Source organism: Actinomadura rudentiformis (assembly GCF_008923185.1).
GTDB classification, from domain to species: domain Bacteria; phylum Actinomycetota; class Actinomycetes; order Streptosporangiales; family Streptosporangiaceae; genus Spirillospora; species Spirillospora rudentiformis.
On record NZ_WBMT01000007.1, the window covers coordinates 201608 to 225035 of the forward strand.

19 protein-coding genes are annotated in these 23428 nt (G+C 70.5%); 9 read left to right on the top strand and 10 right to left on the bottom strand.

Annotated elements, in window-relative coordinates; translation table 11 throughout:
• The first annotated feature begins 23 nt into the window (after window positions 1–23).
• Window positions 24–791, top strand: a complete 768-nt coding sequence (locus tag F8566_RS16590) for an SDR family oxidoreductase (protein ID WP_151561132.1) — start codon at window positions 24–26, stop codon at window positions 789–791.
• A gap of 12 nt (window positions 792–803) precedes the next feature.
• Here F8566_RS16590 and F8566_RS16595 read toward each other — a convergent pair whose 3' ends face one another.
• Window positions 804–1418 (bottom strand): rhomboid family intramembrane serine protease, encoded by a 615-nt coding sequence (locus F8566_RS16595; RefSeq protein WP_151561133.1) that lies wholly within the window; start codon window positions 1416–1418, stop codon window positions 804–806.
• Window positions 1419–1548: 130 nt separating this feature from the next.
• Between F8566_RS16595 and F8566_RS16600 the strand changes: the two genes are divergently transcribed.
• Together F8566_RS16600 and F8566_RS16605 are read left to right on the top strand one after the other, a co-directional pair.
• Window positions 1549–2511, top strand: coding sequence for an NADPH:quinone oxidoreductase family protein (locus tag F8566_RS16600; RefSeq protein ID WP_151561134.1), 963 nt, complete (start codon window positions 1549–1551; stop codon window positions 2509–2511).
• Window positions 2512–2592: 81 nt separating this feature from the next.
• Entirely contained in the window at window positions 2593–3732 is a 1140-nt protein-coding gene (locus F8566_RS16605; protein WP_151561135.1) for a hypothetical protein, read from the top strand.
• Window positions 3733–3747: 15 nt separating this feature from the next.
• Here the strand turns inward: F8566_RS16605 and F8566_RS16610 are convergent, their stop codons facing one another.
• Window positions 3748–4068: a WhiB family transcriptional regulator gene (locus F8566_RS16610; RefSeq protein ID WP_151561136.1), complete on the bottom strand. Its 321-nt coding sequence runs from the start codon at window positions 4066–4068 to the stop codon at window positions 3748–3750.
• 111 nt (window positions 4069–4179) lie between these two features.
• Between F8566_RS16610 and F8566_RS16615 the strand changes: the two genes are divergently transcribed.
• From F8566_RS16615 to F8566_RS16625, 3 genes are all read left to right on the top strand, one after another.
• Complete coding sequence (locus F8566_RS16615) at window positions 4180–4647, top strand: GNAT family N-acetyltransferase (RefSeq protein WP_151561137.1); 468 nt, start codon at window positions 4180–4182, stop codon at window positions 4645–4647.
• A 122-nt stretch (window positions 4648–4769) separates the two neighbouring features.
• Window positions 4770–5258 (top strand): SigE family RNA polymerase sigma factor, encoded by a 489-nt coding sequence (locus tag F8566_RS16620; protein WP_151561138.1) that lies wholly within the window; start codon window positions 4770–4772, stop codon window positions 5256–5258.
• A complete protein-coding gene (locus tag F8566_RS16625; protein WP_151561139.1) occupies window positions 5255–6454 on the top strand; it encodes a hypothetical protein in 1200 nt (399 codons plus the stop codon). The genes F8566_RS16620 and F8566_RS16625 overlap by 4 nt, the downstream gene beginning before the upstream one ends.
• A 133-nt stretch (window positions 6455–6587) precedes the next feature.
• Here F8566_RS16625 and F8566_RS16630 read toward each other — a convergent pair whose 3' ends face one another.
• The 5 genes from F8566_RS16630 to F8566_RS16650 form a co-directional block, all read right to left on the bottom strand.
• Entirely contained in the window at window positions 6588–7691 is a 1104-nt protein-coding gene (locus F8566_RS16630) for an NAD(P)-dependent alcohol dehydrogenase (RefSeq protein ID WP_151561140.1), read from the bottom strand.
• 22 nt (window positions 7692–7713) lie between these two features.
• Window positions 7714–9201: an aldehyde dehydrogenase family protein gene (locus F8566_RS16635; protein WP_151561141.1), complete on the bottom strand. Its 1488-nt coding sequence runs from the start codon at window positions 9199–9201 to the stop codon at window positions 7714–7716.
• A 91-nt stretch (window positions 9202–9292) separates the two neighbouring features.
• Complete coding sequence (locus F8566_RS16640; protein WP_151561142.1) at window positions 9293–11638, bottom strand: ATP-binding protein; 2346 nt, start codon at window positions 11636–11638, stop codon at window positions 9293–9295.
• A gap of 145 nt (window positions 11639–11783) precedes the next feature.
• Window positions 11784–12683, bottom strand: a complete 900-nt coding sequence (locus F8566_RS16645; RefSeq protein ID WP_151561143.1) for an HAAS signaling domain-containing protein — start codon at window positions 12681–12683, stop codon at window positions 11784–11786.
• Window positions 12683–13018 (bottom strand): PadR family transcriptional regulator, encoded by a 336-nt coding sequence (locus tag F8566_RS16650; RefSeq protein WP_151561144.1) that lies wholly within the window; start codon window positions 13016–13018, stop codon window positions 12683–12685. The genes F8566_RS16645 and F8566_RS16650 overlap by 1 nt, the downstream gene beginning before the upstream one ends.
• 176 nt (window positions 13019–13194) lie before the next feature.
• On the opposite strand from F8566_RS16650, the gene F8566_RS16655 reads away from it, so the two are divergent.
• Entirely contained in the window at window positions 13195–14661 is a 1467-nt protein-coding gene (locus F8566_RS16655) for a CYTH and CHAD domain-containing protein (protein ID WP_151561145.1), read from the top strand.
• Here F8566_RS16655 and F8566_RS16660 read toward each other — a convergent pair.
• A complete protein-coding gene (locus tag F8566_RS16660; protein WP_151561146.1) occupies window positions 14658–17876 on the bottom strand; it encodes a BTAD domain-containing putative transcriptional regulator in 3219 nt (1072 codons plus the stop codon). The two genes, F8566_RS16655 and F8566_RS16660, sit on opposite strands and share 4 nt — an antisense overlap.
• Before the next feature lie 97 nt (window positions 17877–17973).
• On the opposite strand from F8566_RS16660, the gene F8566_RS16665 reads away from it, so the two are divergent.
• Window positions 17974–18558: an NADPH-dependent FMN reductase gene (locus tag F8566_RS16665; protein WP_151561147.1), complete on the top strand. Its 585-nt coding sequence runs from the start codon at window positions 17974–17976 to the stop codon at window positions 18556–18558.
• Between the two features lie 49 nt (window positions 18559–18607).
• Window positions 18608–20137, top strand: coding sequence for an MFS transporter (locus F8566_RS16670; RefSeq protein WP_151561148.1), 1530 nt, complete (start codon window positions 18608–18610; stop codon window positions 20135–20137).
• Here the strand turns inward: F8566_RS16670 and F8566_RS16675 are convergent.
• Entirely contained in the window at window positions 20118–21155 is a 1038-nt protein-coding gene (locus F8566_RS16675) for an NUDIX hydrolase (RefSeq protein ID WP_151561149.1), read from the bottom strand. The two genes, F8566_RS16670 and F8566_RS16675, sit on opposite strands and share 20 nt — an antisense overlap.
• The gene (locus F8566_RS16680) at window positions 21142–23232 is read right to left on the bottom strand and encodes an RNA degradosome polyphosphate kinase (RefSeq protein ID WP_151561150.1); all 2091 of its coding nucleotides are present in this window, start codon (window positions 23230–23232) and stop codon (window positions 21142–21144) included. The genes F8566_RS16675 and F8566_RS16680 overlap by 14 nt, the downstream gene beginning before the upstream one ends.
• Window positions 23233–23428 lie beyond the last annotated feature (196 nt).

A 23428-nucleotide genomic window follows, 5' to 3' on the forward strand; every position in this document is an offset into this window, starting at 1 on the left:
TGGATCCGCGAGAATGGGGCCCCATGGGCACCTATATGATCACCGGCGCGACCGGCGGCATCGGCAAGGCGGTCGCGGAGCTGCTCCGCGACCGGGGCCACGACCTGATCCTGACCGGCCGCTCCCCCGAACGTCTCGGCACGCTCACCAAGGCGCTGGGCAGCGGCGCGCACGCGCACACGCAAGTGATCATCCGGGACCGCGACGGCGCGCCGGGCGCGGTCCGCACCTCGACGCCCGAACGCGCCACGATCCAGACGATCGCCCTCGACCTGGGCGAGCCACGCCGCTTGGAGGCCGCCCTGGCCGAGACCTCCATGCCCGACCGGCTCGACGGCGTCATCCACAGCGCCGGAGTCGTGGATCTCGGGCCGGTGGCGGAGCAGGACGCCGACCACTGGATCGACCAGCTCATGGTCAATCTGGTCTCGGCCGCCGAGCTGACCCGCATCCTGCTCCCCGCGCTGCGCGCCGCGAAGGGGCACGTCGTCTTCGTCAACTCCACCGCCGGGCTCCAGGCCAACCCGAACTGGTCCGCGTACGCGGCGAGCAAGTTCGGGCTCCGGGCCCTCGCGGACTCGTTGCGTGCCGAGGAGACGGCGCTGCAGGTCACCACGGTCTACCCGGGCCGTACCGCCACCGGGATGCAGCAGAAGGTCCGCGCCCAGGAAGGCCAGCCCTACAACGCCTCAGACTTCGCCGACCCGACGTCGGTCGCACGCGGAGTGCTCGCCGCCGTGGAAATGCCGCGCGACGCCGTGGTGTCCGACATCACCATCCGCCCCAGCTGACCTGGCGGTCAGTCAGCTGGCCTGGCGGTCAGAGGATCGGCGGCGGAGGGTCCACGAGGCCAGGACGCCGCCGATCAGGCCGAAGAGATGGCCCTGCCACGAGATGCCGGGATCGCTGGGCAGGACTCCGACGATGATGCCGCCGTAGAGCAGGACGACCCCGATCGCGATGGCGATGTCGAGGAGCCGGCGTTCGAAGAGGCCGCGACCCAGCAGGTAGCCGAAGTAGCCGAAGATCAGGATGCTGGAGCCGAGGGTGTTGGCGGAGCTGGTGAACCAGACGCCGAGACCGCCGGCGACGATGATGATCAGGTTGGCGGCCAGGAACTTGCCGATGCCGCGGGCGGCGGCGAGGAAGCCCAGGATGACGAACGGGACGGTGTTGCCGACCAGGTGCTCGAACCCGCCGTGCATGAACGGGGCGGTGAAAATGTCGGGGAGGTCGTCCACGTCGTGGGGCTGGATGCCGTAGGTGTCCAGCGCGCCGTTCGTCGTGTAGTCGGCGATCTCGAGGACCCACATGACCGCGGTCATGGCGCCGACCAGTGCGAGTGCGGAGACGGCCCGGGCGCCATGGGTCGCCAGGCCTTCGGAGCGATTACGTTGGGGGACCGCCGGATAACTCATGTGTTCCGCCCGTGATCGTGACCCTGCCGTCAACAGTTGAACGTTCGACCGCCCCGGTTGGTGCCCCGGACGTTCTTCTTCATACCCGTTGGACGTAGCGACGGCATTCGGTTTCGGCCATATTGGGCCAATGCGCGCTGTGGTGTGTGAAGAGCTGGGCTCGGTGGCCGTATCCGAGACCAAGCCTCTCGAAGCGGGGCCAGGGCAGGTCGTCATCGCGGTCGAGGCGGCCGGGGTCAACTACGTGGACGGGCTCTTCGTCCAGGGCAGGTACCAGATCAAGCCGTCCCTTCCTTTCGTGCCGGGGTCGGAGGTGGCGGGCACGGTGGCCGCCGTCGGGGTGGACGTCACCGAGCCCGCAGTCGGGACGCGCGTGCTGGCCGGCTGCGGTCTCGGCGGTTTCGCGAGTCACGTCGTGGTGCCCGCGGCCGCGACGGTGCCGATCCCGGACGAGCTCGATGCCGCACGGGCCGCCACGTTCACCCAAAGCCACTGCACGGCGCTCTTTGCCCTTCGCGAGCGAGGATGCCTGAAACCAGGCGAGAACGTCCTCGTGCTCGGCGCCGGAGGAGGCGTTGGGTTGGCGGCGGTCCAGGTAGCGAAGGCGCTCGGATCGAAAGTGCTGGCTGGGGCCTCGACCGAGAGCAAACGCGACGCAGCCCTTGCGGCGGGAGCCGACGCTGTGGTCGACACGTCCACGGAGGGTCTCAAGTCCACCGCGCGGGCCTGGTCGGAGGGCGGGGTCGACCTCGTGTACGACCCGATCGGCGGCGCGCTGGCGGGTACGGCGCTGCGAGCGCTCAGGGAGAACGGCCGCTATCTGGTCATCGGCTTCGCGTCGGGCACCATCCCGTCGCTGCCGCTCAACCAGGTATTGCTGCGCAACCGGGCGGTGGTCGGCGTCGACTGGGGTGCGTGGTCGATGACCAAGCCGCTGGAGCAGCGCGCGCTGCTGGAGGAGCTGCTCGGATACGTGCGGGACGGGCGGCTCGATCCGGTGCCGCCGCGCACCGAACCGCTGGAGGCGGCGGGGCAGGTGCTGGACGACATACTCAGTCGCAGGGTCGTCGGCAAGATGGCGCTCGTGCCCTGAACCGGCCATCCTTTTGGTCTCCTTTTCAAGATCGTTAAGCCTTACCGTGTGGGCGAGCTCACTTCCACATTGGGAGGCCGCGTGAAGCTCCGTCCCCCTGTCCTCCGCAGACTCGCGTTCACGGCCGGTGCCGCGATCCTCGCGCTGGCGCCGACAGCGGTCCTTGCCGCCGACGCACCACCACCGTCCAAGGTCCTGTCCCGCTACGAGACCGCCGCCGCGGGCAATGTCGTCAGCCGCGACTGCGGCTACAGCACCAAGGCGCCCAACACGACGAACCAGGCTCTGTGGATCTTCTGCGACTCGGCATGGAGCGGAACGTCCTCGGGCTTCTGGCTGGGCGTCACGGCGGCCATCGGCTCGTACACCCCGGGACAGGTCCCCACCACGCTGACCGAGATCCCGACCCCGACCGCACCCATCAACGCGCCGAGCAACCGTCCGCCCTCCGGCCTGCTGCCCGTGCCGTCCGGGCTCGTGCTGCCGAACGGAGCCAACTGCCAGGTGCCGGGCTCGTCCTATCCGGCGTCATGGGCGTCGGGTGTGGCGCAGCAGCCGTCCGGCAGCGCCAAGGTGCTCCTCCCCTACGCCGACGTCTGCGTCCACGGCGGCGGGATCACCACCGAGCGTTTCGGCCTGGTCGAGTACAACCCGTCGACCAACACCCTGAGCGGCCAGAAGCAGGTCTTCTCGTCCACCTCGCAGCTGCCGTTCCAGAAGATCCTCGGCTCGCCGATCTTCTCCGGCGGCTACCTCTACCTCTTCGGCTACATCTGCGACTCGCAGGCCTTCGGCGCCTGCGGGAGCGGCCGTGTCACCCTCGCCCGCGTGAGCGCGACCGCCTCCTCGTGGGGAACGGGGTCCAACTACCGCTACTGGACGGGGTCCGCGTGGTCCGCCGACCACAACGCCGCGACCTCGATCCTCCCCGGCGCCAAGCCCCTGGCGGTGCACGCCGAGGACTTCGGCGCCCTCGGCAAGGGCTTCGTGATCGTCGAGCAGATCGACATCGGCGGGAACTTCCGGATCTGGCGCTCGAACTCGCTCACCGGCGGCTGGAGCGTCACCCGTACCGGCACGGCGCCGTGCGGCGACCAGCAAGGCCTCGACCTGTGCCGGGCGTACTTCGGACACCCGGCACTCAGCACCTCGAGCAATCTTCTGATGTCCTACTACGACCCGGCCAACGACCACGTGAACGTGATGGCGGTTCCGTGGTAGACCAAGCCGAGTAGCTCAGGCCGCCTGCTCGTGCTCTTCGACGTCGTCGCGTACGGAGATCACGGGCAGGCGGTGCCGCGCCGGGGCGTCGGCCCGGCGGCGCAGGTGCCGGCGCTCCTCGGGAGTCGTCCCGCCCCAGATCCCGTCCGGCTCGCCGACCTTCAGCGCCCAGGACAGGCAGTCGGCGGTCACCGGGCAGTTGCCGCAGATCTCCTTGGCCTGGCGCTGCTGCTCCTGGAGCACCTCGGCCGAGTAGCCGATGGGGAAGAAGAGGTCCGGGTCGGCACCACGGCAGATGGCGCGGTCCGTCCAGTGGTCCTCGTTGGTGGCTTTCATGACACGCCTCGCGGAGAGTCGGGGTGGTTGTCCACTCAACGTAGTACTACAACCCGTAGTACTACAAGCCAAGGTGACTTTTGCTACACAACGTCCGGATAGCCTGGTGCCGTGCACCGTGAAGTCACCTTCCGCGCCGCGACCAGGGACGATGTCCCCGAGATCGTGCGCCTGCTCGCCGACGACCCGCTGGGCGCCACCCGCGAGACTCCCGGCGATCTCCCCGACGCGTACTGGAAGGCCTTCGACGCGATCGAGCACGATCCCAACAACACCCTGATCGTCGCCGTCATCGGCGACGCCATCGCCGGAACGCTGCAGCTGACCTACATTCCCGGCCTCACCTACACCGGCGGCGAACGCGCCCAGATCGAAGGCGTCCGCGTAGCCTCCGAACAGCGCGGCCACGGCGTCGGCCAGGCCATGATCGGCTGGGCCATCGACCAGGCCCGGGCCCGCGGCTGCCGGGTGGTGCAGCTCACCACCGACCGCCAGCGCCCCGACTCGATCCGCTTCTACCAGAAGATCGGCTTCCGCCCCTCCCACATGGGCATGAAGTTCCACCTGAAGGACGCCTGATCCCTCGCGATCGAGCTTGTCACGCCCGTTTGCCCAGCGCAGCCTTCCGACCGCGCATCTGCGTCGCCGTGCAACAGTTCCACCCCTGACGGCGTCCAGGTCGTGAAGGGAGAGATGCCAACGTGGACGAGGCCTATGAGAATTTCGTGGCCGGCCGCGCGCAGGCACTTCTGCGCTATGGCTATGTGCTCACCGGTAACCCGCACGACGCCGCAGACCTGGTCCAGGACGCGCTGATCAAGCTCCGCGGCGCCTGGCCGCGGGTGAAGAACCAGACCAATCCTGAGGGCTATGTGCGGACCACGATGGCCCGCCTGCACATCTCGATGTGGCGCAGGCGCCGCCGCGAGACGCTGACCGAGGCCGTCCCGGAACGTTCCTACGAAGATCCGGCTCCGCTGGACGACGCCCTCTGGCAGGCCCTCGGCACGCTGCCCCGCAGGCAGCGGGCCGTGCTCGTCCTGCGGTACTACGAGTCCCTCCCCGACGAGGAGATCGCCTCATATCTCGGCATTTCCCGCGTAACGGTCCGCTCCCAGGCCTCTCGCGGCCTTGAGAAACTCCGCGCCGCCTGGGATCCCGCCGACGTTCTCGAACGGAGCGAGCGATGAACGACGTGAACCTCGAAGAAGCCCTCGCCTCGAGCCTCGCTCGCCACGCCGAGCGGGCCCCGCGTCCCCCGGCCGACCTGTCGCGCCAGGTGGCCGTCAAGCATCGCCGCCGCCGGGTCACCCGGGTGACGAGCGCCGCCACCTCCGTTGCGCTGGCCGTCGCAGCCCTGACCTTCGGCATCCAGGGGCTCGCCCGGGAGGACCGAGACCCGTCCCTGATCAACCCCGCCGTCGTCACACCCAAGTCCAAGCCGATCGAGAAGCAGTGGCCCGGCGCGGTCCAGCAGATCCCCGCCAAGCTCCCCGACGGCACCCGCTTCACCCCGGTGGACTATGTCAACGACACGACGCTGGTGATCGCCACCTGGCGTTCCAGCAGTGTCGCATCGGCCCTGTTCACCTATGACCTGACGACCCACCGCACCGTCAAGCTCGCCTTTCCCGTCCAGTCCCCCAAGGTCACCGCGACGCACGACTTCACGGTCGGGTCCGGGCGCGTCGGCTGGCTGAGCAAATCCAAGAACAGCACGGAGATCTGGACGGCTCCCGTGTCCGGCGGCCCGGCGGCCAAGCTGTACACCGGCCCGGTCTTCCCTGCGGCGGACGTCTCCAGCCTGACCCTCACCGGGGATTCCGCCTACTGGAGCCTCACCACGGGCGGGGTCTTCCGCGCCGCCCTCGCCGGAGGTGCCGCGCAAAAGCTTCCCGGCACCGATCGCATGAGGCTGATGTCATGGCCGTGGGCGGGCGGTCCCGCCTATGACGACGGCGGCAGCGCCATGGCTGCGGACGCCCCCCTCCAGGTGGCCTACAAGGACATTCGCAACCTCGTCACCGGCGAACGCCGCTCGTTCACCCCCGAGGTCAAGAGGCGCTGGACCTGCGCCGTCACCTGGTGCGTCGACGAACGCCGGGCCAGCTCACGTGACGGCCGCCGCATCGTCCGGCCCTCCTCCGGCCACATTTTCAACGGAACCGCCTGGGGCCCGGCCCTCGACCGATTCGTCACCATGCATGGTGACGGCCCAAGCATGAGCGAGACGTCCCAGCAGACTCTGATCGACTTGGAGACCGGCAAGGGCGGCACCTTCAGCCTGCGCAGGGGTGACGGCGCCCCTCTCCTCGACGGTGGCCGTCTCCACTACTACGCCCGCGGCACTTCGTACCTACTCGTCGATCTCTCCAAGATCTCCTGACCGGTGACCAACTCGCGGGCATGACGACGCCCCGGCCCTGGGGAACTCAGGGCCGGGGCGTCATCTCCCCCCAACGCTCGGCGGGCCTCCGGGGGCCGCGGAGGCGGCGCCGAGCGCGCCGGAGCGGGTCGCCCTAGAACCGCACCACGGGCTTGATCGTCGTGCCCTGGTGCATGTCCTGGGCGGCCTGGTCCAGGGCCTCCAGCGGGTAGTACCGGACGAGCTTCTCCAGCGGCAGCCGGCCCCGCCGGTGCAGGTCGACCAGCTGCGGCAGCAGGGTCTCGGGCTCGCCGTCGCCAAGCGTCACGCCGACGACCTTCTTGCCGGTGAGCATGCCCTGGACGTCCAGGGACACCTCGGTGCCCCCGGGCGGGGCACCGACGATCGCGCAGGTGCCGCGGGCGGCGAGGGTGTCCACGGCGGTGCGCAGCACGCCCGGGTTGCCGGTGGTGTCGACCGTGTAGTCGACGCCGCGTCCGCCGGTGAGCTCCATCAGCGTCTTGGCCGTGTCCACCCAGCCCACGTCGAGGGTGTGGGTGGCGCCCAGTTCGGTGGCCAGGTCCAGCCGGTCGGGCACGCGGTCGATCGCGAAAATGGCCTTGAGCGGCAACTGGGCCGCCGCCATGATCGCAGCGAGGCCGACCGCGCCGGCGCCGAACACCGCCAGTGTCGAGCCCGGCGCGGGGTCGAGGATGTTCCATACCGTGCCGAAGCCGGTCTGGACGCCGCAGCCGAGCGGTGCGAGGACCTCCAGCGGGGCGTCATGGTCCACGCGCACGACGCTGCGCTCGTCGGCGAGGGCGTGCCGCGCGAACGAGGACTGCCCGAAGAAGTGCCCGCCGAGGGGGTCCCTGCCGCGGTACACCGTGGGACTTCCGTCGTCGCGGGCGCCGCTGATCAGATTGCTCGGCAGCCAGGTGTCGCAGTACGCGGGATGCCCGTCACGGCAGGCCACGCAGTGCCCGCACGAGGTGAAGCTCAGCAGCACCTTGTCACCCGGCTTGACCTTGGTGACGCCCGTGCCGACCTGCTCGACGACGCCCGCGCCCTCGTGCCCGAGGATGCCGGGCAACCGGAACGGGATGCCGCCCGCCCGTACGGTGAGATCGGTGTGGCAGAGCCCGGCGGCGACCATGCGAACCAGGACCTCGCCTGCGCGCGGATCCTCAACGGACACCTCGTGCACCGTGAACGGCGCCCCCGGCTCCTCGACGATCGCGGCCGTGGTGGTGATCATGTCGTTCCCTTCCTGACAAGCGTCATGCGAGCGAGACCACGACGGACTTGGTCTGCAAGTACTCCTCAAGCCCCTCGGGTCCGTTCTCCCTGCCGTAGCCCGACTGCTTGTAGCCGCCGAACGGCATCGCGACGTCCAGGACGGCCCACGCGTTCACCCAGACGATCCCCGCCCGCAGCGCCGCCGCGACCCGGTGGGCCCGGCCGATGTCGCGGGTCTGCAGGCCTGCGGCCAGGCCGAAGGGGGTGTCGTTGGCGAGCCGGACGGCCTCCTCCTCGGTGTCGAACGGCTGCACCGTCAGCACCGGCCCGAAGATCTCCTCCTGGACGTACGGCGAGGACTGCTCCACGCCGGCCAGCACCGCCGGGGCGACGAAGAAGCCGCCCGAGCCGGCCGGCACCGTCCCTCCCCCGAGGACGCGCACGCCCTCGGCCTGGGCGCGGTCCAGATAGGACCGGACCTTGGCCAGGTGCTTGGGACCGGCCATCGGCCCGACCACTGTGCCCTCCGCGAAGGGGTCGCCGACGGGGATGTGGGCGCACGCCTGGCCGAGCGCCCCGACCACATCCTCGTAGACGGGCCGTTCCACCAGCAGGCGGCTGCCGGACATGCAGAACTGCCCGGTGTTGAACACGAACGCGGAGACCGCGGTGTTGATCGCGGCCTCCAGGTCGGCGTCCGCGAAGATGATGTTGGCGCCCTTGCCGCCCAGCTCGACGGTGACCTTCTTGAGGTTCTGGGCGGCCGCCTGGGCGACCAGCCGGCCCACGCCGGTGGAGCCGGTGAACGCGATCTTGTCCACCCGGGGGTCGGTCACCAGCGCCTGCCCGGCGACGGCGTCGCCGGTGACCACGTTGTAGACCCCGTCGGGCACGCCCGCGTCGCGCAGCACCTCGGCCAGCCGCAGCGCGGTCAGCGGGGTCTCCTCGGCGGGCTTGTGCACGATCGTGTTGCCGGCGGCCAGGGCGGGGGCGATCTTCGTCGAGGACAGGATGAACGGGAAGTTGAACGGGGTGATCGCCGCGACCACGCCGATCGGCTCCCGGCGCGTGTAGGCCAGCGCCGGCGCGGTCGTGGGCCGGGCGGCGCCCTCCAGACCGGCGGCGAGGTTGCCGTAGTACTCGAAGGTCTCGACCACCGTGGGGATGTCGACCGTCCGGGTGAACATGACAGGCTTGCCGACGTCCAGGGACTCCAGCTCGGCGAACTCCGCCGCGCGGGCGCAGAGGATCTCCGACGCCCGCAGCAGGATCCGCCCGCGTTCCCGGGGATGGAGGCTCGCCCATCCGCCGTCGTCGAAGGCGGTGCGTGCCGCCGCGGCGGCACGGGCGGCGTCCTCCGGGCCCGCGTGGGCGACCGTGGTGATGGTCGCGCCGGTCGCGGGATCGAGGATCTCGCGCGTGGCGCCGTCCGCCGCCTCGACCCATTCGCCGCCGATGAAGAGCCGTCCCGGTGCCACGTCGACGTCCCGTCCCCTGGGAACGCTCGCCGACGTCTCAGTCGCCGTCATGTGTCGTCCACCTCCTCCGCCTCCGCGGTCAGCCGCGATCGGCACTGAGGGGCAGGTTCACACACCTGACATATGAGGGAGATGCGTAGAACTACCCCTGCGGGTACCTGTCCGCGTGTTCAGAGCGGGCGCGCTGCTCGGTCACCCACGCGGCGATCTGGGTCCGGGCGGTGAATCCCAGCTTGGCCAGGATGCGCTCGACGTGCCCGTCCACGGTGCGGGGCGACAGCACCAGCGACTCCGCGATCGCCCGGTTGCTCCGGCCCTGCGCGACCAGGTCGGCGACCTCGCGCTCACGCGGGGTCAGCACCATGCCCGGCTCGCCGTCGGAGGAGGCCGCGGCCTTGGGCTCCTCGTTGAGCGCGTGGGCGATCGCCTGCGCGACGGTGAGATTCTCGGTGCCCGCGACGGCCGCGCGGTACTGGCTGTCGCGCAGGGCCCGCCGCGTCGCCTGCTCGCAGCGGGCGTGGTGCGCTCCCAGGTGCGGGCCGAACGCGTCGATCGTCGTGCCGACCTTCCGCCAGATGGAGTCCGCCGCGCCGAGCAGGTGTGCGGCGCGGGTGAACTCCGCCTGCGCGGCCGCGAGCCAGGCCAGCAGCTCGATCATCAGCGCGGCCCCGACATGGTCGTTGAAGCCGCGCTGGATCGACAGGGCCTCGCGGGTCTGCTCCGTCGCGGCGGCCGGGTCACCGCGCTGCCAGGTGTCGAAGCCGAGGACCCACAGGATGTACGAGCGGACCCAGCGTTCGCCGCACTCCTGGCTGATCGCCAGCGCCTGGTCGCACGTCGCCGCGGCCCGTTCGAGCTCCCCCGCGTGCGCCAGCGAGATGGCCAGCTGGAACATCGACATCAGGGAGCCATGTGTGTTGCCTGACTCCCGCAGGCTCACGACGGACTTCTCGAAGCGGGCGATCGCCTCCGGCAGGTCGCCCTCGAACAGCGCCGCAGTGCCGCGCAGGCTGGTGGCGACCGCCCGGGCTGTCCGGTCGTCCACCTCCTTGGCCAGCGCCTCGCATTCCTCAAGCCGGGAATTGGCGATGTCATGATCGCCCTGCAGGAGGGAGACCCAGGCGGCCACCCACAGCGCCGTGGTCCGTTCCGCGACCGGCTGGCCGGGAAGGTCCAGCGCCCGGTCGACCCAGCGGCGGCCCTCGGGGAGGAAGCCGTCGGCGTACCAGTGCTGCCGCAGCGCCGCCGTCATCAGCAGCGCGGCCTGCGGGCCGTCCGGATCGGACATGCACAGCTCCAGCGCGGCGCGCAGGTCGCCGTGGTCGGCCCGCAACTGCGCCAGGGCCGCCTCCTGACCGGGACCGCACCATCCGTCGGCCACGCGCTGGGCGCGCGCCAGGTAGAAGTCGCGGTGCCGCCGCCGCAGCGCGGCCTCCTGGCCTGACTCGGCCAGCCGTTCCCGCCCGTACTGCCGGATGGTCTCCAGGAGCCGGAACCGGACCCCCGCGTCACGGTGCTCCCCGATCACGATCGACTGGGCGACCAGCTGATCGACGAGGTCGACGATGGACGCGGGCTCCAGCCCGTCTCCCGAGCAGATGCCCTCCGCCGCGGGCAGGTCGAACCCGCCGGAGAACACCGACAGCCGCGTCCAGAGCAGCCGCTCCTGCTCCATGCACAGGGCGTAGCTCCAGTCGATCAGGGCGCGCAGGGTCTGCTGCCGGGGCAGCGCGACCCGGCTGCCGCTGGTCAGCAACGCGAACCGGTCCTCCAGCCGGTCGACGAGCTCCTTCACCGACAACACCCGCAGCCGCGTCACGGCCAGCTCGATCGCCAGCGGGATGCCGTCCAGCCGGGCGCAGAGCCGGGCCACGGCGGTGTGGTTCCGCTCGGTGACGGCGAAGCCGGGATGGACGGCCGCCGCCCGCTCGGCCAGCAGGCTCACGGCGTCGTACTGGCCGAGCGCCTCGGCGTCCACGGCGTGCTCAGGATCGGGCATCGACAGCGGCGGCACCGTGAACAGGTGCTCGCCGGTGATCTCCAGCGGCCGCCGGCTCGTGGCCAGCACCCGGACGCCGGGCGCGGCGCGCAGCAACCCGTCGGCGAACGCCGCGCAGTCGTCGAGCAGATGCTCGCAGTTGTCCAGGATGATCAGCGCCTGCCGGCGCAGGAGGAGCTCGGCCACCTTCTCGGCCGGCGGGCGGGTCGACTGGTCCAGGACTCCGACCGTGTTGGCCACGGTCTGGGCCACCTGCGAACCGTCCTCCAGGGCGGCCAGGTCGACCAGCCACACGCCGTCGGGGAAGGACCGGCGGGACTGGGCGGCGGCCTCCAGGGCGAGACGCGTCTTGCCCACGCCACCGACGCCCGTCAGCGTCACCAGCCGCGAGACCGACATCAGCCGGCGGACCTCGGTGATCTCGCGTCGGCGTCCCACGAAAGTGGTGACGGCGACCGGCAGGTTACCCGTCGGAGCCGGTGCGGTCATGAGACATACATCATACGGACCGCGTCGTTGCGATGGCCAATGAAACACGTTGGTAAACCCAGGTCAGGACATCGTCAGGGAGACGTCCGCCGGGACCTCCGGGCGGGACGGCCCATCCCGCCCGGAGGTCCGGATGAGTCACTGCTCAGCCGCGTGCGTCGCGGAGGGCCTTGATCACATTGCCGGCGCTCACGGCGAGCACGCCCAGGGCGGCGACCGTGTAGAACGAGTCCAGCACCGTGACGTCCGCCAGGAAGGCCGAGGAGAAGAACTCCTTCTGGTAGACGATCCAGGCCAGTGGCAGCGCGAAGACCGCCGTGGCGCCGACGTACCCGGCGACCAGCGGAAAGGTCCAGCGACGTGTGCCGATCCAGACCACTTCGATGGCCACCAGCCCGGCGAGGCCCGCGAGAACGGGCCAGATCCAGCCCGACCACAGGGCCGGGTCGAGCACCTGCGCCCGCTCGCCGGAATCGGTCCGGAAGGGCTCCGCCACGTGCTGCCAGACGATCAAACCGATCAGCAGCACGTTCCATGCCACCGACAGCCCCGCCGCAAGTCCTCCCTTGTCCGGCTCCCGGAGCTCGGGCAGGTCGTCGGGGGTCCAGGTGTCCACGGCGGCACGTTGCGGAATGCGGTCGATCAGGGCGAACACGACGGTGAGCCAAGCGAACATCTGGGCTCCCACGACGAGCGCGGTGCCGATGCCCGTGCCGATCGCGGAGCCGGCGTCGTTGTCGTCGAGAACGTCGAGCACCACGGAGACAGCGGTGATCAACGGCAGCACGGTCCACAACAGCAGCTTCAGCAGGCGCATGTACGCCGGGTAGAGACCGGACCCGATCAGCGCGAGCGGCCGGCCCGAGTAGCAGGCGGCCAGCCGGAGCGGGTCGCCCATCTCGGTGAGCACCTCGCGCTCGGCCGCGCCGCGTCCCTCGATGGTGTCGGCGATCGTCGTGCGCAACTCCTCGGCGATGTCGTCTCGCTGCCCGGCGGGAATTCGCCGGACCACCTCTTGCACATAACGTTCGGTCAGGGGGGTCATCAGTTCTCCTTGGTCAGTTGTGAGATCGAGGCGACGAGGTCGTTCCACTCGCGCACCAGGCCGTCGCGCACCTCGGCGCCCTGCGGGCTGACCCGGTAGAACTTCCGCGGCCTGGATTCGTCGGTGTTCCACTCGCTGGTGAGCAGGCCCTGCTTCTCCAGCCGGCGCAGTAGGGGATAGAGCGTGTTGCCGTCAACGGTGACCCCGGCATCGTTGAGCGTCTCCAGGAGCGCGTAGCCGTACTGCGGCTCACGCAGCAGCGCCAGGCAGGCCAGCACGACAGTGCCGCGCCGCAACTCCTGCGCCTGGCTCAGGATCAGTTCTTCAGAGGACACGTGTCACACGATACTGTGTGCCACACACTATTGTCCAACGACATACCAATGGCCATCACACACCAAGCCATTGGCCATGCGTGAGACCCGACTCCCGGGCGTCTTCCGTTAGGGATCTCTACTTTTGCTGTTCATCTGGCCGTGGAATGCTGGCTACCTGGGCGTGAAGGAGCAGCATGGCCGTAAAGCACCTTGAGGTCGAACGCAAGTACGATGCCGAGCCGGAGTTCACCGTCCCCGATCTGGCCGGGCTTCCCGGAGTCACGGGGGTCAGCGCGCCGGAGACACACCACCTCGTCGCCACCTACTTCGACACCGACGATCTGCGTCTCGCGGCGCACGGCATCACGCTCCGGCGGAGACGCGGCGGCTCGGACGCGGGCTGGCATCTGAAGATCCCGGCGGGCCCGGACAGCAAGAACGAGCTTCGCGCTCCCCTGGGGCGGGCCCAGGTCGTACCGGCCAGGCTGGCCTCGCTGGTCGCCGCCTACACGCGGGGAAAGCAGCTGTCACCGGTCGCCACGCTGGAGACCTCGCGGACGGTGTTCCACCTGCTGGGCGAGAACGGCGGGGCCCTAGCGGAGATCGCGGACGACGCCGTGACCGGGCGGGTGGTGGCCGGTGATGCCGCCGACCAGTCCTGGCGGGAGATCGAGGTCGAGCTCGCGGCGGGTGACGCCGTCCTGCTGAAGGCCGCGGGCAAGCGGCTCATCAAGGCCGGTGCGCGCAAGGCCGAGTCGTCGTCCAAACTCGGGCGGGTACTGAACGGGGCGATCCAGCGGCCGGCTCCTGCGGAATACTCGGGGACGGCCGGGGACGCTGTGCTCGGCTACCTGCGCGAGCAGGTGGCGGCCGTCCTGAAATGGGACCCCAAGGCGCGGCTGGCCGAGGACGACGCGGTGCACCAGATGCGTGTGGCGACGCGCAGGATCCGCAGTGCGCTGCAGAGCTACCGGGCCATCCTCGACCGCGAGCACACCGCTCCACTGCGGGAGGAGCTCAAGTGGCTCGCGGACGCGCTGGGCGAGGTCCGCGACCTTGAGGTCCTGCGGATGCGGTTCACCGACCGGCTGGAGGAGATCGGCGAGAGCGCGCCACAGAGCTGGCTGACGGAGATCGGACGCCAGGAGGCGGCGGCCTACCGGCGGCTCAACGTGACGCTGAAGCAGCCTCGCTACTTCGCCCTCCTGGACTCGCTTGAGGCGCTGGTCACCGATCCCCCGCTGACGGATCGGGCCGGGCGCAAGGCCTCGAAGGAGCTGCCCGGACTGGTCATGCGGATGTGGAAGAAGCTGGCCAGGGCATACGACGAGATCGTGAGCAGCGACGATCCCGAAGTCGCTCGGCACGAGATGCGCAAGGCGGGGAAGCGGGCCCGGTACGCGGCGGATCTGGCCAAGCCGGTGCTCGGCAAGCCCGCCATGGAGACCTCCAAGCGCGCCAAGAAGGTGCAGGAGGTGCTCGGCGGCTACCAGGACGGCATCATCGCCATGGAACACCTCAGAGGCGCCCACGCCCGTACGACCGACACGTCGGAGGCATTCACGCTCGGTGTCCTCTATGGCGTCGAGCAGTGCGAGGCGAGGGCCACGATCGCCACTCTCGCGGAGACCTGGAGGAACACCCCCGAGCCGTCCTTCTAGTCGCCTATGGCCTTGGTGATGCGATCGACGTCGCCGCGTTCGGCCGGTGGCAGCGGCACGCCGACCGACTCGCGCAGGGCGGCCGCTTCCGCGAGGAGTGCGGCGGCGTCGGCCGGACGGCCCGCCAGAGCTTCGGCTCCGGCGAGGCCTTCCAGCGCGAGCGCCACCGCTCGTGGATCGCCGTTATCCCGCGCCACGGCGAGGCCTTCCTGGTGCAGCGAACGCGCCGCGTCGGCGTCACCGCGCAGCTCGGCGACGAAGCCCAGCTCGGCGAGGGCGAGGGTGATGCCCGGGGCGTAGCTCACCTGGCGTTCCCACTCCAGAGCCTGGCGCATGTACGACTCGGCCGCGTCGAGGCGACCGGCGCGTCGCGAGGCGAGCGCCAGGCCGGTGAGCGCGAACGCCTCGCCGGGCTTGTAGCCGTGTTCGGCGGCGAGGCTCCGGCCGCGCTCGTGCAGCCGTTCGGACTCCGCGTAGTCCTCCGCCAGCAGGGCCAGTCGGCCCAGGCCGGAGGTCAGTAGAGACACCTGCAGCCGGAGCCCCAGTTCCTCGGCCAGCCGCAACCCGTTCCGGAGGAGATCGGCAGCGCGCGTGTGGTCACCGGTGATCTCGGCGTGCTTGCCGAGCAGCTCGGTGGCACGGGCCTGTCCCCAGCGTTCGCCGAGATCACGGAAGACCGACAGACTCTCGCTCCCGGCACGTTCGAGGCCTGCGATGTCGCCGCTCACCAGCGCGAGGTTGGCCGTGGTGGCGAGCGCGGCCGCCTCACCCCATCTGTCGTCCAGGCGGCGGAAGACCGGTAGGGCCCGGCCGACCAGCAGAGCGCTGGTGGACACCTCGCCCGCACCCAGCAGCACTTCGCTGAGAAACCACTCAGCTCTCGCCCGGCTGCCCGGGTCGGCGATCCGGTCGTACGAGCCGGGTACCGCCCGGATCGGCTCGACGGCACCCGAACCTCGCCGGCCCAGCAGGTCCAGTCCGGTCCGCCAGGCCTCGGCGAGCGCGTGTCCGGCGGTGTCCTCGGCTCCAAGGGACAACGCCCGCTCCAGTGCGCGCCGCCCCTCTCCGATGCGCCCTCGCACGAACCAGTACCAGGCCAGCGCGTTCACCAGGCGCAATGCGACATCCGCCTGGCCGTCCCGCACGGCCTCGTCCAGGGCGCCGCGCAGGTTGGCGTGTTCCGCGTCCAGCCGTTGGAGCCATCGCCGCTGCTCAGGGCCTCGCAACCGCGCTTCCGCCCGTTCAGCCAACGCGGTGTAGTAGTGAACGTGCCGGAGCTTGACGCGGTCGATCTCACCCGCTTCAGCCAGTCGCTCCAACGCGTAGGCGGAGACCGATTCCAGCAACCGGTAGCGCGGGCCGCCCCGGCCTCCGTCCGCCATGACGACCATCGAACGGTCCACCAGGCGGGCCAGCACCTCCAGGACGTCCTCCTCGCCGCACACCTCTTCGGCGGCCTCCAGCGTGCAGCCCTCAAGGTGCACCGCGAGCCGCCGCAGCACCACCCGTTCCGGCTCGGACAGCAGCTCCCAGCTCCAGTCGATCATCGCGCGCAACGTCTGCTGCCGTGCCGGACCGCCGCGCCGCCGTCCCGCGGCCAGCACCCGGAACCGGTCGTCCAGCCGTTCGGCGAGCTCGTGCACGCCCAGCGCCCGCACGCGCGTGGCCGCCAGCTCCAACGCCAGCGGGACGCCGTCCAGCCGCCGGCAGATCGCCGCAACCGCCCGCGCATTGTCGCCGCCGAGCTCGAAGCCCGGCGACGCGGCGGTCGCCCGCGCCACGAACAGCCGTACGGCGCTGAATCGCAGGAGCGCTGCAGGCTCGGCCTCGGCCGGGGAGTGGGGCAGTTCCAGCGGCGGTACGGCCTGCACCACCTCACCGGCCAGGCCGAGTGGCTCCTGGCTCGTCGCGAGGATCCGGACGCCGGGCGCCGCCCGCAGCAGCAGCTCACTCAGGTGCGCGACCGGATCGATCACGTGCTCGCAGTTGTCCAGAACGAGCAGCAGGGCCCGGTCGCGCAACGCCTCGGCAAGCCGCCCCGAAGGCTCGATCGGGCGGCTGGCCTGCGGCAGTCCGGGAGCGGCGTCGTCCCGGATGCCGAGCGCGGCGGCGACCGCCTCGGCCACGTCGTCCATCGACGGCGACGTCCCGTCGAGACCGGCCAGCTCGACGACCCACACGCCGTCGGGTTGCTCGTCCACCAGCCGCGCGGCGCTCTCCAGGGCCAGCCGCGTCTTCCCGACCCCGCCGGGCCCGATCAGCGTCACCAGCCGCCCGGCGTCCAGCAGCGCCCGGACCTCCGCCACCGCCTCGTCGCGTCCGACGAGCTCGCTGAAGGCAGCCGGGAGGTTGGTGCGAGGCCCGGGCGAGGAGTTGGACTCCGTTGGCGGGCCGGCAGTGGCCGGGCCGGCGGTGGGCGCGGCGGCGGTGGGCGCGGCGGCGGCCAGCTGCATGGGTGCCGCGTTCAGGTCAGGTCGTTGTTCGAGGATCGCCTGGTGAAGCGCGGCGATGCCGGGCCCTGGATCCAGTCCCAGCTCGTCACGCAGACGATCTCGCAGCTCCGCGTACGTCTCCAGGGCCTCGCTCTGCCGCCCCGCGCCGTAGAGAGCCCGCATGTACGCGGCGCGCAGCCGTTCACGCAACGGATGGCGAGTCACAAGATCACCGAGTTCGGCCGCGAGGGGCCCGTGCTCGCCGCCGATCGCCAGCCGCGCCTCGGCCCGTTCCTCCTCGGCGGTGAGCCGCTGTTCCTCCAGCGACGCGACTCCGGCTCGCACGAACTCCTCATCCGCGAGATCAGCGAGCGCCGCGCCCCGCCACAAGGCCAGCGCGTCGGTGAGCAGGTCAGCCTTCAGCCGGGGGTCCGGCGTCGCCCGCGCGCGGGCCAGGAGCGCGGCGAACCGCGTGGCGTCCACCGCGTTCTCGTCCACCCGCAGCAGATAGCCCGCGGCCCCGGACACGACCAGTTTCCGGCCTCCGGGCTCGGCGTCCTCCAGCGCCTTGCGCAGCTGCGACACCTTGACTTGCAACGCCCCGGCCGGATTACGCAGCGGCTCGTTCCCCCACAGGTCGTCGATCAGCCGGTCAGGCGACACGGCCCGCCCGTCCTGGAGGAGCAGATCGGCGAGCAGCGCCCGGACCTTCGCCCCGGGCACGGTGACCGGGTGGCCCGCCGCCGTCCACACCGCGAGCGGCCCGAGCACCCCGAATCGCATGGCGCCACGATAACGGCCGGTGGAAAGCGTTCCGTAAGAGGTCGGTAAGCGGCCCCCTGCACTCTCTGATCCACCGGCAGAGTGAAGGAGGGACACGATGTCCGAGACCCGCCCACTGCGCACCGCGATCATCATCGGCAGCACCCGCGAGGGCCGCTTCGCCCTCACGGTGGCCGACTGGTTCGCCGGCCTGGCCGCCCGCCGCGCCGAACTGGAACTCGACGTCATCGACCTGGCCGAGACCCGTCTGCCGGACACGCTCGGCGAGATCGACGGGACCGAGCCCGCCGCCGTACGGGCGCTGGCTCCCCGCCTCGCCGCCGCGGACGCCTTCGTGGTGGTGACGCCCGAGTACAACCACAGCTTCCCGGCGCCGCTCAAGACCGCCATTGACTGGTACGTGGACGAATGGAGGGCCAAGCCGGTCGGCTTCGTCTCCTACGGCGGCACGTCCGGTGGCCTGCGCGCGGTGGAACAGCTCCGGCAGGTCTTCGCGGAGCTGCAGGCCGTCACGATCCGGGAGACGGTCAGTTTCCACTCCGTCTGGAACAGGTTCGACGAAGGCGGGCAGCCCATCGACGCGGCGGGCGCGGCGGCCGCCGCCGACGGCCTGCTCGACCAGCTCACCTGGTGGGCTCGCGCGCTGCGCACGGCCCGCACCGAACTCCTCCAAGCAGCCTGATCCCGTAGCGACCCCCGCCTGATCCCGTAACGACCCTGAGGAGCTTGCGATGACCTCCGCATCCGTTCAGCCACCCACCTGGAACAAACCGCTCGCCCGCAAATGGCCGGGCCTCGCCTTGGCCCTCCTGGCGTTCTCCAGCCTGATCACCTCGCTGGACTTCACGGTCGTGTACGTCGCGCTGCCCGACATCGCGCGGGAGGTCGGTCTCTCCGCGCACACCACGCAGTGGGTGGTCAGCGCCTATGCGATCTTCTTCGGCGGCTTCCTGCTGCTCGGCGGGCGGTCCGCCGATCTGCTGGGACGCCGGCGCATGTTCGTCCTCGGAATGATCCTCTTCGGCGGCGCGTCGCTGCTCGGCGGCCTGGCCACCTCGCCCGCGACGCTCATCGCAGCCCGCGTGATCCAGGGGGTCGGCGGGGCGGTGTTGTTCCCGGCCACGCTCTCCCTCGTCGCCACCAGCTTCCCCGAGGGCAGGGAACGTGTCCGGGCGCTGGCGGTGTGGGCCATGGCCGGTGCGGGCGGGCTCAGCCTCGGGGCCCTGCTGGGCGGGGTGCTGACCCACGCGTTCGGCTGGCAGGCCGTGTTCCTGGTGAACGTGCCGCTGGTCGTCATCGGGGCCGCGGCGGCGTTCGTGTTGCTGAACGCCGACGGGACGCGCGAGCGGGGCCGAAGCTTCGACCTGCCGGGAGCGTTGACCGGCACGATCGGCGTGACCCTGCTGGTGTTCGCGATCGCCCAGGGCCCGGAGTCGGGCTGGGGCGACCCGGCCGTCCTCGTCGCCGGAGCCCTGTCGATCGTCCTGCTCGCGGTCTTCCTCGGCATCGAGGCCCGCAGCAAGAGCCCGCTCATGCCGCTCCGCCTCTTCCGTAACCGCAACGTCCGCGCCGCCCTGTTGGTGATCTTCGTCTTCGGCCTGAGCATGCAGAACATCGTCTACTTCCTGACGCTCTACTTCCAGGGCGTGCTCGGCTACTCGGCACTCCAGGGCGGGCTCGCCTTCCTGGGCCTGTCGGTGGTCATCGGCGCCGGCAACTTCCTCGCCGAGCGCCTGATCGTCCGCATCGGCAACCGGCCCACCCTGATGATCGCCCTCCTGCTCGGCGCAGGCGGCGGTGTCCTGCTGGGCGCCGGGATGGTGGCGAACGGCTCGTACTGGACCGTGCTCGCCGGGATCCTGGTCTACGGCCTCGGCATGGGCACCATCTTCCCGACCATGTTCGGCGCCGCCGGTACCGGAGTCGCGGCCGAGGAGCAGGGCACCGCGGGCGGCATGGCCAACACCGCCCTGCAGATCGGCACGAGCGCGGGCCTGGCCCTCCTCGTCGGGGCCGCCAACTCGGACCTGGGCGATCTGACGGGCGAGGCGCTCCGCGTCGCGACCGCGGACGGGCTGCGCGCCGCGGTCTACATCGCCGCCGGATTCACCCTGCTGGGCCTGCTCGGCGCACTGGCACTGCCCAAGCTCCGGACCAGCCCGACAGCGCCTGCCACCCCGATCACGCCTGCGGTAACGCCCGCCACCCCGGTCACGCCTGGCACGCCGACTGACAGTGCGATCAATGGAGCAGCCGTCTGACGAATTCCGGACTCGCCGCGGAACCCCCATCGCCGGTTCGGCCGGCGGTGGGGGTGTGGCGTTCCAGGGCGGCGATGGAGGGCCCGCCGGCACCGTCAGTCGTGATGTGCGCGACCCAGAAGGACCCCTTGCGCAGGCTCGGATCCTCGGGGACCTTCTCGCCGAGGCGCTTGCACAGCCCGGTGACGAGATCGGACACGACCTCGCCGTGCGTGCACACGATGGCCGGAGCGCCGTCGTCCACCAGCTCGAACAGCCGGTCGCACGCCTGCTCGGCACCGGTGGCGCCGACCGTGAAGGCCTCGTCGGTGACGACCTTCACCGCATCCTTCCGGGCGTACGGCAGGAGCGTCTCCAGGCACCGCGCCGTCGCCGAGCTGATCAGCCGTGCCTGCCCGAACGAGCGCAGAAGCCCCGCCAGCAGGGACGCCTCGGCACGCCCGCGCTCGTCCAGGGGACGGAGCTCGTCGGGCCCCCTCCACTCGCGCTTCTCCCCTGCCGATCCGTGTCGCAGGATCACCAGCGGCCACGTGTCCGGTGGACCCGCTTCGAACTCCCGCAGCAGATCCACGTCGTGCGAGTAGCTGAGCCGTTCGTAGGCGTCCGCGATCGGCAGCCACTCCAGCCGGTCGACCTCGTCGTTCGGCGTGAACGGCGCGTCCGCGTCGGCCGACGTGGGTGACGTGGGCGACGTGGGCGACGCGGCACGGGCCGTCCAGTAGTCAACGCGCTTGGTCTTGCCGTCCTTGGGATAGGAGCTCGTCGGCAGGCGGCGGCCGAGCCGGGGCACGACCCCGGTCTCCTCCTCCACCTCGCGCACCGCGGCGCGCAGGGCATGTTCGCCGTTCTTGAGCTTGCCCTTGGGGAACGACCAGTCGTCGTACTTGGGCCGATGGATCAACGCGACTTCGGTGCCGTCCGGGCCGTCTCGCCACAACACGGCGCCGGCCGCGCGGATCACGTCCTCGCCCTTCCGCACGTCGTCCTTCTCGCTGTCCGGCGGGTCAGGATGTCGCATCCACGGTCCTCCAGCGCCGGCTCTTCACCAGATGGCTCTGGATGTCCAGGAGGTTGTCGTCGGTCATCGCCGCACGCCGCGTCCATGTGCCGTCACCGTCCAGCCACCACGCCTGGGTGCCGTCGTCCATAGCCTTGTCGAGCAGCCCCACCAGATCGGCACGCTGCGTCCGTTCGGTCACCCGCACCAGGGCCTCCACGCGCCGGTCGAGGTTGCGGTGCATGAGGTCGGCGCTACCGAACCACACCTCAGGCTCGCCGCCGTTCTCGAACGCGAACACCCGCGAGTGCTCAAGGAAACGGCCCAGGATGCTGCGCACCCGGATGGTCTCCGAGAGTCCCTCGACGCCCGGCCGCAGCGCGCAGATGCCGCGTACCCAGATGTCGACCGGGACACCGGCCTGGGAGGCGCGGTAGAGCGCGTCGATGACCACCTCGTCGACCAGCGAGTTGCACTTCACCCGTACCCGGGCCGCCCGTCCGGCCCGGTGGTTCTCGATCTCCCGCTCGATGCGCAGCACCAGCCCGGACCGCAGGCTGTGCGGCGCGACGAGCAGGCGGCCGTAGGAGTTCTGCCGGGAGTATCCGGTCAGGTGGTTGAAGAGGACGCTGACGTCCTCGCCGATCTCGGGCTCGGCGGTGAGGAGGCCGAAGTCCTCGTACAGCCGGGCGGTCTTGGGGTGGTAGTTGCCGGTGCCGATGTGGCAGTAGCGGCGCAGCGTGCCGTCCCGTTCCTGCCGTACGACCAGGGCGAGCTTGCAGTGCGTCTTCAGCCCGACGAACCCGTAGACCACGTGGCAGCCGGCCTTCTCCAGCTCGCGGGCCCACGCGATGTTGGCACGCTCGTCGAAGCGCGCCTTGAGCTCCACCACCACCACGACCTGCTTGCCCGCCTCGGAGGCGCTGATCAGCGCCTGGACGATCGGGGAGTCGCCACTGGTGCGGTAGAGCGTCTGCTTGATCGCCAGAACGCCCGGGTCGGCCGCGGCGTCCTCGATGAAGCGCTGCACGGTCGTGGTGAACGAGTCGTACGGGTGGTGCAGGAGGATGTCACGTTCACGGATCGCCGCGAAGATGCCGGCGTCCTCCGGGATCGCCTCCTTCGACGGCACGAAAGGGGGGTACTTCAACTCGGGCCGGTCCAGGTCCGCGATCGCGGCCAGCCCGGCCAGGTCGAGGGGGCCGTCCACCTTGTAGACCTGGCCCTCGTCGATGGTGAGCTCCTCGATGAGGAGTTCCAGCACGGCGTCGGAGATCGATTCTTCGACCTCCAGCCGGACGACGGGCCCGAAGCGGCGGCGCAGCAGCTCGCGTTCGAGCGCCTGGAGGAGCCCTTCGCTGATGTCGTCGTCGATCTCCAGGTCCTGGTTGCGGGTCACCCGGAACGCGTGGTGCTCGACGACCTCCATGCCCACGAACAGCTGGCCGAGATGCGCCGCGATGACGTCTTCGAGCGGCGTGAAGCGGTTGGGCGAGGCCTCGATGAAGCGGGGCAGCACCGGCGGCACCTTGACCCGCGCGAACATCCTGGCCTCGGTCTCGGGGTCGCGCACTATCACTGCGAGGTTGAGCGAGAGGCCGGAGATGTAGGGGAACGGGTGGGCGGAGTCGACGACCAGCGGGGTCAGCACCGGGTAGATGCGGTCGCGGAAGAGCCGGCGCAGCCGCTCCTGTTCGGTCTCGGCGAGGTCGGCCCACCGGAGGATCTCGATGCCCTCCTTGGCGAGCGCCGGGCGCAGATCCCCACGGAAGCACTCGGCGTTCCGGAGCATCAGCTCGTGGGCCACGGCGGCGGTGCGTTCCAGCACCTCGCGGGGCTGCCGGCCGCTGGCGGACTGGACCGCGAGACCGGTGGCCATCCGCCGGGTCAGGCCGGCGACCCGCACCATGAAGAACTCGTCGAGATTGCTGGCGAAGATCGACAGGAAGCGCACCCGTTCCAGGAGCGGCAGCTGCGGGTCCTCGGCGAGCTCCAGGACACGCTGGTTGAAGCGGAGCCAGCTCTCCTCTCGGTCCAAGAACCGGTCGTCGGGTAGCGACTCCTCGTTGAGGGGGAAATGTCCTGGATTGACGCTCATGTTCTTAATGTTCCCTGGCCAAGATGAACAGCAGTCGAACGGACGTATGGGCTCATAGTCAGATATTCCGATCATGCCCCCGGTTCCCGATGATCACTCGGTCATCGGGACACCGGCCCGTTCAACCGCGAACGGCGGCCAGGCCCGCACCACGGGCACATCACCTGCCATTGTCCCCTATCGGGTCAAACAACAC

Bases quoted from the DNA above. Each gene is read 5' to 3' on its own strand.
- F8566_RS16675 (WP_151561149.1), bottom strand. From the start codon at position 21,155: ATGCGACATCCTGACCCGCCGGACAGCGAGAAGGACGACGTGCGGAAG.
- F8566_RS16655 (WP_151561145.1), top strand. From the start codon at position 13,195: ATGGCCGTAAAGCACCTTGAGGTCGAACGCAAGTACGATGCCGAGCCG.
- F8566_RS16670 (WP_151561148.1), top strand. From the start codon at position 18,608: ATGACCTCCGCATCCGTTCAGCCACCCACCTGGAACAAACCGCTCGCC.
- F8566_RS16680 (WP_151561150.1), bottom strand. From the start codon at position 23,232: ATGAGCGTCAATCCAGGACATTTCCCCCTCAACGAGGAGTCGCTACCC.
- F8566_RS16630 (WP_151561140.1), bottom strand. From the start codon at position 7,691: ATGATCACCACCACGGCCGCGATCGTCGAGGAGCCGGGGGCGCCGTTC.
- F8566_RS16590 (WP_151561132.1), top strand. From the start codon at position 24: ATGGGCACCTATATGATCACCGGCGCGACCGGCGGCATCGGCAAGGCG.
- F8566_RS16635 (WP_151561141.1), bottom strand. From the start codon at position 9,201: ATGACGGCGACTGAGACGTCGGCGAGCGTTCCCAGGGGACGGGACGTC.
- F8566_RS16640 (WP_151561142.1), bottom strand. From the start codon at position 11,638: ATGACCGCACCGGCTCCGACGGGTAACCTGCCGGTCGCCGTCACCACT.
- F8566_RS16595 (WP_151561133.1), bottom strand. From the start codon at position 1,418: ATGAGTTATCCGGCGGTCCCCCAACGTAATCGCTCCGAAGGCCTGGCG.
- F8566_RS16665 (WP_151561147.1), top strand. From the start codon at position 17,974: ATGTCCGAGACCCGCCCACTGCGCACCGCGATCATCATCGGCAGCACC.
- F8566_RS16645 (WP_151561143.1), bottom strand. From the start codon at position 12,683: ATGACCCCCCTGACCGAACGTTATGTGCAAGAGGTGGTCCGGCGAATT.
- F8566_RS16625 (WP_151561139.1), top strand. From the start codon at position 5,255: ATGAACGACGTGAACCTCGAAGAAGCCCTCGCCTCGAGCCTCGCTCGC.
- F8566_RS16610 (WP_151561136.1), bottom strand. From the start codon at position 4,068: ATGAAAGCCACCAACGAGGACCACTGGACGGACCGCGCCATCTGCCGT.
- F8566_RS16660 (WP_151561146.1), bottom strand. From the start codon at position 17,876: ATGCGATTCGGGGTGCTCGGGCCGCTCGCGGTGTGGACGGCGGCGGGC.
- F8566_RS16600 (WP_151561134.1), top strand. From the start codon at position 1,549: ATGCGCGCTGTGGTGTGTGAAGAGCTGGGCTCGGTGGCCGTATCCGAG.